The 14730-nt window shown below is 64.8% G+C and carries 14 protein-coding genes; 3 read left to right on the top strand and 11 right to left on the bottom strand.

Annotated elements, in window-relative coordinates; genetic code table 11:
* Positions 1 to 62 precede the first annotated feature (62 nt).
* The 8 genes from ABMC89_RS17920 to ABMC89_RS17885 form a co-directional block, all read right to left on the bottom strand.
* Complete coding sequence (locus ABMC89_RS17920) at positions 63 to 1076, bottom strand: TRAP transporter substrate-binding protein (RefSeq protein ID WP_349570413.1); 1014 nt, start codon at positions 1074 to 1076, stop codon at positions 63 to 65.
* A gap of 74 nt (positions 1077 to 1150) precedes the next feature.
* Positions 1151 to 1873, bottom strand: a complete 723-nt coding sequence (locus tag ABMC89_RS17915; protein WP_349570411.1) for an SDR family NAD(P)-dependent oxidoreductase — start codon at positions 1871 to 1873, stop codon at positions 1151 to 1153.
* Positions 1870 to 2637 (bottom strand): cyclase family protein, encoded by a 768-nt coding sequence (locus ABMC89_RS17910; RefSeq protein WP_349570409.1) that lies wholly within the window; start codon positions 2635 to 2637, stop codon positions 1870 to 1872. The genes ABMC89_RS17915 and ABMC89_RS17910 overlap by 4 nt, the downstream gene beginning before the upstream one ends.
* Positions 2634 to 3875, bottom strand: a complete 1242-nt coding sequence (locus tag ABMC89_RS17905) for an SDR family NAD(P)-dependent oxidoreductase (protein ID WP_349570407.1) — start codon at positions 3873 to 3875, stop codon at positions 2634 to 2636. The genes ABMC89_RS17910 and ABMC89_RS17905 overlap by 4 nt, the downstream gene beginning before the upstream one ends.
* On the bottom strand, positions 3872 to 5041 hold the full coding sequence (locus tag ABMC89_RS17900; protein WP_349570405.1) for a thiolase family protein: 1170 nt from the start codon (positions 5039 to 5041) through the stop codon (positions 3872 to 3874). The genes ABMC89_RS17905 and ABMC89_RS17900 overlap by 4 nt, the downstream gene beginning before the upstream one ends.
* On the bottom strand, positions 5041 to 6642 hold the full coding sequence (locus ABMC89_RS17895) for an AMP-binding protein (protein WP_349570403.1): 1602 nt from the start codon (positions 6640 to 6642) through the stop codon (positions 5041 to 5043). The genes ABMC89_RS17900 and ABMC89_RS17895 overlap by 1 nt, the downstream gene beginning before the upstream one ends.
* Complete coding sequence (locus tag ABMC89_RS17890; RefSeq protein WP_349570401.1) at positions 6639 to 7145, bottom strand: aromatic-ring-hydroxylating dioxygenase subunit beta; 507 nt, start codon at positions 7143 to 7145, stop codon at positions 6639 to 6641. Before ABMC89_RS17890 ends, ABMC89_RS17895 begins: the two co-directional genes overlap by 4 nt.
* On the bottom strand, positions 7106 to 9403 hold the full coding sequence (locus tag ABMC89_RS17885) for a Rieske 2Fe-2S domain-containing protein (protein ID WP_349570399.1): 2298 nt from the start codon (positions 9401 to 9403) through the stop codon (positions 7106 to 7108). Before ABMC89_RS17885 ends, ABMC89_RS17890 begins: the two co-directional genes overlap by 40 nt.
* A gap of 98 nt (positions 9404 to 9501) precedes the next feature.
* Here ABMC89_RS17885 and ABMC89_RS17880 point away from each other — a divergent pair, with 98 nt between their 5' ends.
* Positions 9502 to 9957: a MarR family winged helix-turn-helix transcriptional regulator gene (locus tag ABMC89_RS17880; protein WP_349570397.1), complete on the top strand. Its 456-nt coding sequence runs from the start codon at positions 9502 to 9504 to the stop codon at positions 9955 to 9957.
* A 3-nt stretch (positions 9958 to 9960) separates the two neighbouring features.
* Here ABMC89_RS17880 and ABMC89_RS17875 read toward each other — a convergent pair whose 3' ends face one another.
* Genes ABMC89_RS17875 through ABMC89_RS17865 form a run of 3 tightly spaced genes read right to left on the bottom strand, consistent with a single transcriptional unit; the run spans position 9961 to position 12665 of the window.
* A complete protein-coding gene (locus ABMC89_RS17875; protein ID WP_349570395.1) occupies positions 9961 to 10428 on the bottom strand; it encodes a MarR family winged helix-turn-helix transcriptional regulator in 468 nt (155 codons plus the stop codon).
* A 42-nt stretch (positions 10429 to 10470) separates the two neighbouring features.
* A complete protein-coding gene (ppsR, locus tag ABMC89_RS17870) occupies positions 10471 to 11850 on the bottom strand; it encodes a transcriptional regulator PpsR (RefSeq protein ID WP_349570393.1) in 1380 nt (459 codons plus the stop codon).
* 41 nt (positions 11851 to 11891) lie between these two features.
* Positions 11892 to 12665 carry a cobalamin-dependent protein gene (locus ABMC89_RS17865; protein ID WP_349570391.1) on the bottom strand — a complete coding sequence of 258 codons (774 nt, stop codon included), beginning with the start codon at positions 12663 to 12665 and terminating at the stop codon, positions 11892 to 11894.
* A 257-nt stretch (positions 12666 to 12922) separates the two neighbouring features.
* Here ABMC89_RS17865 and bchF point away from each other — a divergent pair, with 257 nt between their 5' ends.
* Positions 12923 to 13411, top strand: coding sequence for a 2-vinyl bacteriochlorophyllide hydratase (gene bchF / locus ABMC89_RS17860; RefSeq protein WP_349570389.1), 489 nt, complete (start codon positions 12923 to 12925; stop codon positions 13409 to 13411).
* The gene (locus tag ABMC89_RS17855) at positions 13408 to 14688 is read left to right on the top strand and encodes a ferredoxin:protochlorophyllide reductase (ATP-dependent) subunit N (RefSeq protein ID WP_349570387.1); all 1281 of its coding nucleotides are present in this window, start codon (positions 13408 to 13410) and stop codon (positions 14686 to 14688) included. Before bchF ends, ABMC89_RS17855 begins: the two co-directional genes overlap by 4 nt.
* The last annotated feature ends 42 nt before the right edge of the window (positions 14689 to 14730 follow it).

Here is a 14730-nt window from a genome sequence, read left to right as displayed (position 1 = left end):
GGCTCCTGTCGGTCGTGGAACGGGGCGCCGCTGGGGCGCCCCGCCGGTCTGATCTGGCTCGATTACTTCGCCATCTCTTCGACAACCATGTCGTAGGCCGCCTGCGCGTCGATCCCGGCATCCGCGATCTCTGCCAGCACCTTCGCGCGCACATCGGCGGCGATCTTGGCGAAAGCCTCCTGATCGGCGGCGGAGGCTTCGGTCACGGTGTTGCCTTCGGCCTCGCGGGTGGCGGCATAGGCCGCTTCGTCGGATGCATCCCATGCGGCACCCATCAACCTGCTGAACGGCTCGCCAAAGACGTTTTCCTCCAGCGCGGCCTGCTGCTCTTCGGTCAGGCTGTCAAAGGCCTGCTGGCTCATCAGCACGGCAAACGATCCGCGGTAGAAGCCGCCGGGCATGACATAGAGGTGCTCGGCTACTTCGGTCAGTTTGAAGCCGAGGCGTTCGCCCACGTTCATCGCCACCGCATCGGCAGCACCGGATTCCAGCGTCTCGTAGACCTTCGGCGCGGGCACGTTGATGCCGATCAGACCGACAGCCGCGCCCACGTCACCGCTGACGCCACCGCCCAGACGGGTCTTCAGCCCGTCAAGATCGGCAAGGGATTCAACCGGCTCGGTCGCGTGGATCTGGCCCGGGCCGTGGGTGCTGAGCCCGATCAGCTTCACACCGCGGTGCTCGTCCAGCTCGGACAGCATCGCCTCGTGCACACGCCAGTAGGCGACCGATGCCGCCTCGGCGTTGCCTTCGTAACCGGGCAGTTCGATCAGCTTGGTCGCGATAAAGCGGCCGGGCTGGTAGCCGTGAAAGATGATCGAGATATCGGCCGCGCCGTCCATCACCAGATCCATCTGCGCCGGTGGCGGGGCGAGGCCGCTCTTGATCTCGGCGGTGACCTGCCCGTCGGTGGCTTCCTCCATCATGTCGATGAGCCCCTCGAACATGTCCACGTTGATGCTGTGCGAAGGCGGCAGCCATGTGGAAATGGTCAGGGTTTTCTCTTGCGCAGCGGCGGCTGTGGACAATCCGGCAGCCAGTCCTGCAGCGGCAAGAATACGTGTGAAAGCAGTCATTATGTTTCTCCCTTGGTTAGTTTATGGTTATTTTTGTAACTCTTTACCCTATGCGAAATCATATAAGAGTCCAGTCAGATCGTCAGCGTTCCAACGCTCGCCCCGCCACAGACATAGAGGGTCTGACCGGTGACGAAACCGCTGGCCGGATCGCAGAAAAACAGAAAGGCGTTGGTGACATCCTCGACCGTTCCCAGACGCCCGACGGGAATGGATTTTGCCAGCGCATCCTGACGGGGGCTGCCCTTTTCCACGATGCCCCAGAAATTGTCGGTCAGGATCGGGCCGGGGGCCACGACGTTCACGGTGATCCCGTGCTGCGCCAGTTCCAGCGCCCATGTGCGCGCCATGCCGATCATGCCCGCCTTGCTGGCCGAATAGGCCGTGCGGGTGGGTGCCCCAAGTGCCGCGCGCGAGGCATTGAACATCACCCGCCCGAAGCCCGCCGCCTTCATGTTTGGCAGCACCGCCTGCACCAGCGTGAGCGCAGAGCCGAGGTGCAGCTGCGCAAGACCGGTGATGTCGGAGGGCGTGGCGTCTTCGACCAGATTGGGCCAGATCAGCCCGGCGTTGTGGATCAGATGAGTCACCGCGAAACGCTGCGCGATTTCCTCGGCGGCGGCCTGCACGGCGGCAGGGTCCAGCAGATCGGCCTCGACGGAATGCAGGTTGGGGTGGCTGGTTTCGGGAGCACGGCGCGCCACGGAAATGACGGTATAGTCACGCTCCAGCAGCGCGCGGGCCAGATCGGCACCGCAGCCCTTGTTGCCACCGGTGATGACAGCTGTGTGGGTCATGTCTGCACCAGTGCCAGCACCCGCAGGGGGCTGCCGGTTCCGTTGCGGATTTTCAGCGGCGGGGTGATCAGCACAGCACCCGTGGCGGGCAGCTGATCGAGATTGGCAAGACATTGCAGCCCGTATTTCCCTGCGCCATGCAGCAGGTCGTGCGCGGGATAGGGCGGCGTGTAATGCGCGCCCTGCCCCGCATCGGTGCCGACGCATTCGGTGCCGAAACCGCGAATGTCCCGCGCCAGCAGCGCCCGGACCGCCGCAGGGGTGGGCCCCGGCGAATGCGGCCCGTCCTCGCGCATGTTGAGGTATTCCGCACCCGTGCGTTTTGACCAATCCGTGCGCATCAGCACCCAGGCGCCCGCCGGAATGGGGCCGTGGGCGGCTTCCCATTCCGCGATGATCTGCGGTGTCAGCTCGAAGTCGTCGTCCGCTGCAGCGCCTGCGCTGCAGTCTATCACGCACACCGGCCCGATCAGCGCCTGCGCGGGGATCTCGTCGACCGCGCCATTGGGTACGTCGCGGCCCGACACCCAGTGGCTGGGCGCGTCGAAATGGGTGCCGGTATGTTCGGACATGGTGATGTTGTGCCACTTCCACGCGGGGCCACGGTGGTCGTATGCGCTGATCTCTTCCATGCGGAAACGCGCGCATTGGCCGAACTCGGGCGGCAGGACGATCACCGGGAAATCGGGGTCCAGCGTATGGGTCAGGTCAACCACCCGCACGGCCCCCGTGGCGATATCGGCGGCGAAATCCGCAAGGCTCATGGCGCGTCCCCTCCCATGGTCAGTTCGCGTTCCAGCACTTTCGCGTCGCGCATCCAGCGGTCGCGCAGATCCTTGGCGACATCGCCGCACCAGACATCCTCGGCCCCGTCCTGCAGGCCGCCGACCAGCGCGCGGGCAAGGGCCGCGGCACCCACCTTGGGCGGCGGCAGCGGCGCGAACCAGTCGTCGTCCGTGGGGCCGGTGTAGACATTCATCACCCGCAGGCCGCTGGCGCGAAACTCGCCGCGCAGCGATTGCGACAGTGCCCGCGCCGCCGCGTGCGAGGCCGAGAAACAGCCGAAGGCGGGATCAGGGCTGAGCGCGTGGGCATCCAGCACATTGACCCATGCGACCGCGTTGTTGTCGCCATCCGCCGTGCGGGCCGACATGGCAGGGCCGAAGGCCTGCGCAAGGCGCATGAGGCCCAGATAGTTCACCTCCATCTCGTCGCGGGCAAAGCCGGTGTCCCCCCGCGCCAGCGCCCCGCCGGGGCGCATGAAGCGCGCGGTGTTGATCAGGATATCGACCTTGCCGCCAATCTCGGCGGCCAGCCGCCGGACCGCGCTGGTGTCGGTCACGTCGAGCGGCACCATCTGTGCGCCCTCGATCTGCGGCAGCGGGCCGCGCCATGTCTCGGACACACCGGCAAAGACGGTTGCGGCGCCCGCCTTTTGAACCGCGCGGGCCAGCGCCGCCGCGTAGGGCGCGCGCGCATCGGTGATCAGCACGCGGCGGTGTTTCGGGTCCGAGGTGACAGCACGCATCACGGCGGCGTCCTCCATGTTGGGGGTGGGTGTCTCGGGCAGGGCGATCAGCACCCCCTGCCCGGCACGGTCCAGCCGGTTGATCAGGGTCACGCGGCCCCGCGCCGGTACGTCGGGGTGGATATGGCACAGCACAACAGGCCCCGCGTCGAGCTGAACCGACCCCATGCGCCACGGCATCCGCGCGCGGAAATAGAGGTTCGTCGAAGTGCGCACCAAGGTTTCCGCCAGAAGCGTGCCGCGCGGGTCGGTATCGCGCCAGTCGAGCCGCGTGCCGATGCAGCGCCCGCAGGCATCGCGCGGCGGGTATTGCACGGTGCCGCACTCGGCGCAGTGTTGCAGGGCAAAGCGCGCTTCGGCGGCCGCTGCCGTCAGCCCCATGGCCGCGCGGCTGCGCCATTCGGGCGGGCGCGTCGGCGTGGCACTGCGCGCCTGCGGGTTCTTCTTTCCGGGCGGCTGCATCGGGTCGGTCATGCCCGCACCCCCTCACCGATGACCGCAGCGGCTGAACACACACCGCGATCGTAGTTTATCATCCCGAAACCCGACACCAGCGCGCGGCGGGCGCCCGCCACCTGCGTGCCGTCTGCCTGTCCGGTGACTTGGCGGATCGCCTCGACCAGTCCGATATATCCGCCTGCCGCCCCCGCCTGCCCCGCCGAAAGCTGCCCGCCGTTGGTATTGTGCGGAAAATCACCCTCCACGGTCAGGTCGCGGTCGCGGATATAGGCCGGCGCCTCCCCCTTGGCACAGAAACCCAGATCCTCGATCTGCATCATCGAGATCACCGGATAATCGTCGTAGGTCTGCAGCAGATCCATGTCCTGCGGGGTGGCATCGGCCATCTGCCAAAGTTCGTCGATGTCCACGGTCCAGCCGCCGCGCAGCTGCACGGGATCCTCGGCGTGGGCGTTGTGCCGCTCGATGGCTGCGTCCAGGCGCGCGAAGGGCAGACTGCGCCGCATTGCTTCGTCCTCGGACATCACCAGAAACGCCTCTGCCCCTGCGCAGGGCATGACGCAATCGAACAGGGCAATCGGGTCAGCGACGGGCATGGCATCCAGATAGCTTTCCATGCTCAGCGGTTTTTTCATCACCGCGCCGGGATAGCGCAGGGCATTGGCGCGTTGCGCCACGCAGAGCCGCCCGAAATCCTCGCGGGTGGCGCCGTACTCGGCCATGTAGCGGTCCGTGAGCAGGGCGAAATTCGCGTTCGGTCCGCCGTAGCCATAGGGGTAGGACGCATCGAGCGCCGAGCGCGAAAACCCCGACAGCAGGTTGCGGAAACTGTCGATGTGGTTGGTGTCGCCCGCCACGCAGGCGACGATGCTGGCATCGCCCGCCTGCACCGCCCGTGCCGCGCGGCGCAGAGCGACGATCCCGCTGGCACCGCCCATGGGAATATGATCGAGCCAGCGGGGCGAGAGCCCGAAATGCTGTGCCAGCCCCACGGCGGTATCGGGAAACAGCGTGAACGACGACACGCAAAAGCCGTCCACGTCCGCAGGGCGCAGGCCGGCGGCGTCAAGCGATCCGCGCAGCGCCTTGGCGATCCACCAATGCGCGGTTTCGGGGCTGTAGCGCTGGTAGGGGTGTGAATAGGGTGCCGCAAGGGCCACACCGGCGTAGGACTGGCGCATCACGCGACCTGCCGTTTCTTCAGCGCGGTGGTGTCCACCGTGGCAGGATCGTCGCGCAGCTCCAGCGCCAGGGCCTTCAGCGCCGCGCGCTGGATCTTTTGCGTGGGCGTCAGCGGCAGCGCATCGACGAAGGCGATATAGCCCGGCACCTTGTAATAGGCCATCTGGTCCAGACACCATGTCGCGATTTCCTCGGCGGTGACACCGGCGGCGGTGACGCAGGCGAATACCTCGTCTCCGCGGACCGGATCGGGCACCGCCGCCACCCCTGCCGCCGTGATCGCCGGATGCCGCATGAGGATCGATTCAACCTCCACCGCCGCGATGTTTTCGCCCGAGCGGCGGATGACGTTTTTCTTGCGATCCACGAAGAACATGTTCCCGTCCGCGCCGCGCCGCACGATATCTCCGGTGTGGAACCACCCTCCCTCCCAAGCGGCATCGGTGGCCGCCTGATCCTTCTCGTAATGCGAAAAGAAGCCGTAGCGCGGGTCATTGCCCGCGCGGCGCACCAGAAGCTCGCCCTGATCCGACGGGTTTCCGGCATCGTCGCGCAGCATGACTTCTACCTCCGGGCCGGGCGTGCCGATGCTGGCCTCGCCGACCAGACGGTCGTGGTTCGCGGCGGCGATCACCGCCCCTGCGCCGGTTTCGGTCATCGCCCATGCCTCGACCAGCGGAAAGCCGAAGCGGTCCTCGAACTGGTGCTGTTTCTTGGGGTCCACCCCCGCGCCAAAACCGAAGCGCACGCTGTGCCCGCGATCCTGCGGCGTTTGCGGCAGACCCAGCAGCATCGAGGGCATCACACCCAGATAGTGAAGGCAGGTCGCACCGGATACTGCCACATCGGCCCACCAGCTGCGCGGGTGAAAACGGTCCAGCGCGGTCAGGCATCCGCCCACGGCGATCATCGCCATGAAGGAATAGGCCATGGCGTTCATGTGAAAGATCGGCAGCGGCGTGATCATCCGCTCGCCCTCGTCGTGCAGCGTGGCAATGCCGCCGACACGTGCGTACCAGTCACCGGCAAGCAGGAAATAGGCGTTGGGCAGCACGCAGCCCTTGGGCTTGCCCGTCGTGCCAGAGGTATAGAGGATCGCCGCCTCCCGCGTCTGCCCGTCACCCGGCGCGGCAACCGATGCCCCCGCGCGCGGGGCCGGCGGGGCCAGATCCGGCGGGATCACGGAAAGATCGACACCGGCGGCACCGGCGGCAAGGCCCAGCTCCTCCATACGGGAAGGTATGGAAATGATCAGCGCGGGTTCGGCGTGACCGATCAGGTATTCCAGCTCCGCTGCGCGCAGGTCGGGATTGATCGGCACGACAGACGCGCCGATCTTGTTCAGCGCCAGCCACAGCAGAAAGAAATCGGGCCGGTTTTCCAGCAGCAGGGCCACGCGCATCCCAGCGCCGTATCCCGCCGCTTCGAACCGCGCGGCAAGGTGGTCGACCCGCGCCAGCGCCTCGGCATAGAGGATCTCGCCCGCGTCGATGCCGTAGACCCCGGCGGTGCCGGGCAGGACGTTCAGCATGGGGCGGATCGGATGATGCGCGGCGGTGGCGGCGAAAGCCTCGTAGACTGTTTGCGCATCTCCGATCATGGCAACAACTGGATATTGCCGAAGGCCGCGTCGGAATTCAGCAGATCCACCCGCTTGTTCGCGATACGCAGCGCGCCGTCGACCACGCGCAGATCGTGGGTGGCGGTCAGCGCGAGCAGGAACTGGTCGTCCAGCCGCGTCTCGACATAGTGCATCGACGTGTTTGTCCGGATCCGGTCGCCGTCGATCTCGTCCACGAAGGGGCGCTGGATCACGTGGTGGCAGCGGCTTTTGGGTTTCTGGCTGAAGGTCCGCGCGCCGTTCAAACGCTCGACCCGCAGGCGCAGCATGAACATGTCCTCATAGAGCAGCGATGTCACCAGATGCGGATCAGTCTGCTTGTAATCGAGAGGCATCCAGTAATGCCCGTCCTCCAGCCACAGGTCGAGCCATTCCGAATACCGCCCCTCGTCCAGCATCCGCGCTTCGTCGTAGAGGAAATCGATGATCCGCTCCCGCTCCATCACGCGCCCTCCATCGTCGCGGTCATGAACTTGACCCATGCGTCGAACTGGTTGCGCATCTGGCGTTCCGTGGTGCCGTTCTCGACCGCTTCGTCGGTGTAATCCTCGTCGCCGGTCATCAGGCGCTGGATGTTGACCCATTCCAGCCCGTCCGACATCAACCCCTCTTGTGCGCGCTCGTACATCTCCAGATCGTCGTGGCCCACGATTGACGTGGGCGCGTTGATCATCCGGTTGTACATCGCGGTACGGGCCAGCAATTCGTCCGGCGCGCCGACAAGGCGGTAGATATAGCTTTCGACCAGCGTCTTGTCCGGCCCCAGCGGGATGAAATTGCGCAGCTGCTGGATCGGCCCCTTCACCATGATGTTCGGGAAATAGACCGTGTTGTGCCGGTTTTCGTCGAGGATCTCTTTCGCACGGTCCTCGCCATAGGCCTCTGTCAGCGCCTCGAAATAGCCGGGGATCGCATCATAGTCGGAATGGATCGACATGTTGACGCCGGTATGGCCGTGCCCGTTCGGCCATGTCCGTATTCCCATATCCTCGAAGAATTCATAGGCCGACATGAAGGGGGCGATGATCTGCATCGCGGGCGGGCGCGGTTCGGGGTTGCCCATCTCTTCCCAGATCGCGACGGCGGTCCCGGCGGAGGATTCATGTGCCACCATCGGGTGGCAGGTGTCGGTCTGGTTCTCGACCAGCATCTTCCAGTTGCACTTGTGCATGTAGCGCAGCGGCGGCCCCGCCACTTCCAGCCGCCCTTCCGGCGACCGGTCCACCATGTTGTCGATGGAGCTGAGGCTGTCGCCAAAGAATTCCTCGAAAGAGATCCCCTCGTCCGCGACGCGGGCAAAGACAAAGCCGCGGTGCACATGCACGGCGCCCACGGCCTTCATCCCCTTCGCGTTCTCGGTCTGCTGAAGGCCGGTGCCGTCGTATCCTTTCTTCAGCGGAATCGCGAGAAGACAGCCGTCCGTCTCGAAACTCCACGCGTGATAGGGGCAGCGGAAGAATTTGCCGGTATTGCCCTCGCGGTCGATGGCGATCTTGGTGCCCTTGTGCGGGCAGCGGTTGTGCAGAACGTGGATTTCGCCATCGCTGTGACGCACCTGAATCACCGGCTGGTCGCCAATCTGGGTTGTATAATAGTCGCCGTTATTGGGTGTCTGGCTTTCGTGGCCGACAAAGACCCATGCGTTGCGGAACAGGTGGCGCATTTCCAGCCGGTAGATTTCGGGGCTGGTATAGACATCGCGGTGGACCTGCGGGCCGGTAAACAGCGCGCGGATATCCTCGGCGCGGGTGGCCTGGGGCTGCACGCGGCGGGTCTGGCGCGGGGCCGTGGCCTGCCGCTTCTCGCGCGGCTTCAGCACCAGACGGTCGCTTTTGGCGCGGCTCACGCAGATCTGCATCACCTTGCCCGATGCGCGTTCCTCGTCGGTCAGGACCACATCGCGGTGATCGGGAATCCCCGCGACAACCTCTGTCCGGCAGATCCCGCAATCGCCGCGCTGGCAATCGTAGGTCAGATCGACGCCGCCTTCTTCCAGCACCTCGATGATGCTGCGTCCGGGCGGCACGGTAAAGGTCCGGCCGGTGCCGTGCAGCTCGACCTCGAAGGCGCGGTCACCTGCTTCGGGGGCGCGGGCGGTGAACAGTTCGACGTGGATATCGTCGATGCCCCTGTCGGCGGCTGCCGCGCGCGCCGCGTCGATCATCCCGCGCGGCCCGCAGATATAGAGTGCCGTTGAAGGGTCGAGCGATTGCATCAGCGCCGTCAGGTCCAGCGCCTGCGCATCGTCGTGGTAAAGATGCACCGCCTCTCCGAAGCTGTCGCGCAGACGGCTGGCAAAGGCCATCGCCGCCGCCGAGCGCGCGGTGTAGTGCAACGCGAATTCGCGCCCCGCCGCCTGCAGCGCCGTTGCCATCGAAATTATCGGCGTGATCCCGATGCCGCCCGCCAGAAGCACGACCGGGCCTTTACCCTCCAGCGGAAAATCATTGATCGGCGCCTGCGCGGTCACCGTGTCGCCCACCGCCAGCCGGTGCATCGCCCGCGATCCGCCCTGCCCCGCATTCTCGCGCTGGACGGCAACGCAATAGGCGTCGTCGGCGCCAGGCCAGTCGATCAGCGAATATTCACGCCGCCGACCCCCGCCGAGATCGAAACACAGATGCGCACCGGGCGTGTAAGGCGGCAGCGCCCCGTCGTCCTGCGCCGCGACGAAACGGAAATACCGCACCCGGTCGGTGACGTCTTCGATCCGGTCAAGCCGCAGCGTGAGATCTGGCATGGGCATCCTCCTGTCCGATAAAATATGAAATTTCATATTTATTCCGTCAAGGGATTTCTTTTCGCTTGAGAATTCCTGCGAAGGCGCGATTCTAGGGTATGGCACGCGATCAGGACACACCGGGCGACAGCTTTGTCTCCTCCTATCTGCTCTACCTGCTGGCCGCGTCTTCGGAGGCGGCGAGTGCAGAGTTTCACGCGCAGGTGCGCAAGGCAGGGTTGCGGGTGCCGGAATGGCGCGTGCTGGCCTGTCTGATCGACAACGACGGGCAGATGATCACGCGGCTTGCCGAATACGCCATGCTTGAGCAATCGCGCCTCACCCGGATCATCGACGGCATGGTCGATCGCGGCCTGCTGGTGCGCCGCGCCGACGTCCGCGACAAGCGCCGCCGCCGCATTCACCTGACCGACGCGGGCACGGCGCTTGCGGCGCAGCTGGTCACGCAGGCCCGCGCCCACGAGACGCGCCTGATGGCACGGCTCTCACCCGAGGATCAGGCGCGGCTGAAGCCCGCCTTGCAGGCGCTGCTGGCCGAGCTTGGCGACGGATAGCGCCTAGAGCGGGTTCAGCCGGATGTTGCGCAGCATACCGTCGAGCGTCTCGAGCAGCTGCGCGCGGTCCGCCGGATCGATCCCGTCGAACATCCGGGCCTCGGCCTCGGCCATGGCGGGCCAGATCCGGGTATAGATATCGTGCCCGGCCTGGGTCAGCGAAATGACCCGCACACGGCTGTCGCTTTCGTCCATCGCACGGTCCACCAGACCTTCGCGGGCCATCTGCTCCAAGGTGCGGCTCATGGTGGATTGTTCGGCCACGGCATAGACGGACAGATCGTTGACGGTCAGCGAACCCTTTGCCGCCAGCGCGCAGACAACACGCATCTTGATCGTGCTCAGACCGGCCTCGGCCATCGTGGTGCCGAGGGTCTGGTTATAGCGATGCGTGATCCGGTTCATGAGGTACGGCGCATAGGCGGACAGCCCGCGCGCGACCAGATCGTTTTCTAGAGGGAATTTTTCCATGGCGCTCTTTAGGGCAAAGAGCGCGGGTTTTGCCAGATCAAATCAGCTGTCGTCGGCGCCGGTTTTCAAAAGCCCGTACTTGCGCAGCTTCACATAGAGCGATTGACGCGACAGACCCAGCATCTCCGCCGCCGCCACACGGTTGTTCGACGTCAGCTCGACCGCTGTCTCGATGCACATCTTCTCGACCACATCCGTGGTCTTGGCCACGATATCGCGCAGCGACTGGCTGCCGATCAGTTCGATCACCGACTGCATGTCGACCTCGCCCAACTGCTGGGTGTCCTGACGGCCGGTGTCGTGGCGCGAAATATCGCGCACCACCATCGCAAAGACCGGATCGACGCCGGTCTGCACATGGGTCGTCGCGATCTCGACCGCGCGCTCGGCGCCGAATTCACCGGTGATCTTTGTCGTATAGGCGCGCATCAACCCGCTGCGCGCGGCATTGTCGAGCATCACGTTCAGATCGACACTCCCCCGGCTGAGGAAGTCCGACAGGCTGCGCCCCTTCAGGGCGCGCCCGTGGGTGACATCGGCAAGGTTCAGAAACGCCTCGTTCGCGCTGAGGATCTGCCCCGCGGCGCTGACAAAGATGATCGGATCGACACCCTTTTCGTACAGCCCCGCCAGATTGTCATGCAGGCTGTCGGAGCGCAGGGATTCGACATTGCTGCTCAGCACACGGCAGAGCATCGCCTGATCGCCCCCGCTGCGGAAGAGCGTCGGCTTGACCGTGACCATCCGGCCCGCCCCGCGCGCCTTGAGCGTGATCTGCGGCTTGCCGCCCTCTGTCGCGAGGGTCACCAGCTGGTCCACAAGATCGCCCTTGGCGCGCCCCTCGAACAGATGTTCGAGCGAGATCCCCACCAGATCGCCGCCCTGCTTGCCCAGCATCGCCCGCGCCGCGGGGTTGCAATCGCTGACCATGCCTTCGGGCAGCGACACGAAAACCATCGCATCGTCCACCGAGGCCATCAGAACGCGGAACTGCGTGTCGAAGGCGCGCCGCGCCTCATAGTCCTTTTCCAGCGTGATCTGCGCGGCGACCAGTTGCTGCTGCATCTCTGCCAGCGGCCGCAGATCGCGACCCATGAGCAGGATCGACCCGTCGCTGCCGACGTTGTGAAAGCTGTAGCGGACCGGGAAACTGTCGAACGCATCCGTCGAGATGTGGTTCAGCTCGACCGGGCGCACGCCCGAGGGATCATTCAGGAACTGCGCCAGACGGCCATCGAACTTTTCGGCGCTTTCTGTGGTCAGCGTATCGCGCAGCCGCGCCCCCTCGAAACGGCTCAGCGCCTCTTTCGGCTTGAAATTGGGGTTGGCCAATATGCCCAGAACAATCCCGTCCGGAGAGATCACGACTCCCAGATCGGCGACGCGCGAAATGATGTCGGTCACGACTTCGGGCTCGATCATCGGAATAAGACCGCTTGTCCAGGTCCCTCCTACCATCGGCTTCATTGCTCGACCCGCCGCTCACAAAAGCGCAAGGCGTCGCTCCAGTCATTGGTCGCAAAATCCGCTCCGACCACACTGTCCACTTCGAAACCCCGCTCCAGCACGTTGCCCCCCAGAAGGACGGGCGACCATGCGTTACCATCGCGGGCTTGTGTCACGACGCAGCGCAGGAAATCAAGGCTTTCACGAGAAGTCGCCGAAACAAACACGCCGCGGAAATCTGCCGAGCCCACGGTTTGGGCAATCTGCGCGACCGGAAGTTCGATCTTCAGGTGGACGTTACAGCCGGCGCGGCGCAGCTGTCCGGCCAGTATACGCGCGCCCAGCGAGTGCTGAACGCCTTCGGGCACGATCACGCAATACTCTCCGCGCATGCCGATATGTTTGTCGGCGGGCGTGCACCAGCTTGAATCAAGGCGCCGCAGCATATCCTGCAACCGCGCCGATCCGGTGGTCACTGCGGCGAAATCAAGGGTATCGGCGACCCACCCCTCGCCCAGACGGCGCGCGATGACGGGGATATAGAAGTCCGCGATATCCGCATCGCGAATCCCCGACCGGCGCATCAGGTTCAGAACCTTGTCCGCCCGTTCCACCCCGGGATGAAGGATCGCCGCCTCCATCTGTTCAAGGTAACGGACCAGAACGCAGTCGGGCAGATCGGGGTATATCCCCTTCAATTCCTGAGACAATACAGACAGGACGCGACGCGCGACACCCCCCACCCGATGCGCGGGATTGCGTGTCGCATAGTCCTCTGGATCTCGTCGCATCTATTAACCCTCCGCACGCGCGCAGGGGCGCTGGGAATTCGGGACCTTGTAGAGTGATTGCCAAACATGGTCTACACCCCCTTCGATGTTGTCAATTGTTATTGACAATCAAATTCTTTTTTCCATTTTGTTCATGTTTTTCAGGGGCCTCTCGCCTAATCCCTGCTCTGTGGCCGATTTCCAATGTGTAAGTCAAAGTTGACAGTTTGTTGTTTGAGTGTCAGCGTCAGGTAAGCACATGCGACAGGGATCATTCTATGGAACGCGCCGACCGCGCCCACGGCAGCCACCGACCGCTCTACACGCCCGCACAGCGCGCGCGCCGCGATGCGTCGCGCTGGACGCTGGTTCAGGGCGTGCTCGCGCCGGTGCAGTTTGTCATCTTCCTGATCTCTCTTGCGCTGGTCCTGCGCTACCTCGTCACCGGTGAAGGCTACGCCATCGCGACCGCTTCGGTTGTGCTGAAAACCGGCGCCCTCTACCTCATCATGGTGACCGGCGCGATCTGGGAAAAGGTCGTCTTCGGACAATGGCTTTTCGCCCCTGCCTTCTTCTGGGAAGACGTGTTCAGCTTTGGTGTCATCGCGCTGCATACCCTTTATATCTATGGACTTTTCGCCGGGACGATGTCCCCCGACACGTTGATGGTGACGGCCCTTCTGGCCTATGCCGCCTACGTCGTGAACGCAGGCCAGTTCCTGTGGAAACTGCGCGTTGCGCGCCTTCAGTCACAGGTGCCCGCATGAACGATCACACCCCCCTGCCCCCAACCACAGGTTGCCGCACGGCACCGGTCCTGAAACAGCGCGGCCAGCGCGAGGTCTTCTGTGGCCTGACCGGCATCATCTGGCTGCACCGCAAGATCCAGGACGCGTTCTTTCTGGTGGTCGGCAGCCGCACCTGCGCACATCTTCTGCAAAGCGCGGCGGGCGTGATGATCTTTGCCGAACCCCGCTTCGGCACGGCGATTCTCGAAGAATCGGATCTCGCCGGTCTCAACGACGCCCACGCCGAGCTTGACCGCGAAGTGCAGCGGCTGCTGTCGCGCCGTCCCGACATCCGGCAGCTGTTTCTTGTAGGCTCCTGCCCGTCCGAGGTCATCAAGCTGGATCTCAGCCGTGCGGCGGAGCGTCTTACACAGCAGTTCGCGCCGAAAGTGCGGGTTCTGGAATATTCCGGCTCGGGGATCGAGACCACGTTTACCCAAGGCGAGGATGCCTGCCTCGCGTCGATGGTGCCGGTGCTGCCCGAGACGCAGGAGCGCGAGCTTCTGGTCGTCGGTGCGCTGCCAGACGTGGTCGAGGACCAGATGCTCGGCCTGCTGTCCGATCTGGGGATCGGGCCGGTCCGCGTGCTGCCCGCCCGCAATATCGACGACGAAATGGGCATCGGCGCGAACACGGTCTTTGCCCTGACACAGCCATTTCTGGGCGATACCCACGCAGCGCTGCTGCGCCGTGGCGCGCGCCACATCCAGGCGCCTTTCCCGCTGGGCGAGGAAGGCACAACCGCGTGGCTGCGCGCCGTGGCCGAGGAATTCGGCGTCAGCGCCGAGACCTTCGAGCGCGTGACCGAAGCGCCGCGCCGCCGCGCGCGGCAGGCCGTGGCACAGGCTGCGGCGACGCTGGACGGCAAATCGGTTTTCTTCTTTCCCGACAGCCAGCTTGAAATCCCGCTGGCACGGTTTCTCGCGCGCGAATGCGGCATGACCCCACTGGAAGTCGGATCGCCCTATATCCACGACGCGCTGCACGGTCCCGACCTCGACCTGCTGCCCGCCGGACCACAGATTTCCGAGGGTCAGGACGTCGATCTTCAACTCGACCGCTGCCGCGCGGCCCGGCCCGACCTCACGGTCTGCGGCCTCGGCCTTGCCAATCCGCTGGAGGCCGAGGGGCTGTCGACCAAATGGGCGATCGAACTGGTCTTCACGCCGGTGCATTTTTACGAACAGGCGGGCGATCTGGCCTCTCTCTTTGCGCGCCCGCTGCGCCGCAAGGGCATTCTGGAGGCTGCGGAATGAGAACCTTCATCGCATCATTGCAACGGGGTGTGAACGTGCTCG

The sequence above is a fragment of the Sulfitobacter sp. HNIBRBA3233 genome (assembly GCF_040149665.1).
GTDB classification, from domain to species: domain Bacteria; phylum Pseudomonadota; class Alphaproteobacteria; order Rhodobacterales; family Rhodobacteraceae; genus Sulfitobacter; species Sulfitobacter marinivivus.
This window is presented reverse-complemented; position numbering and strand designations above follow the sequence as displayed.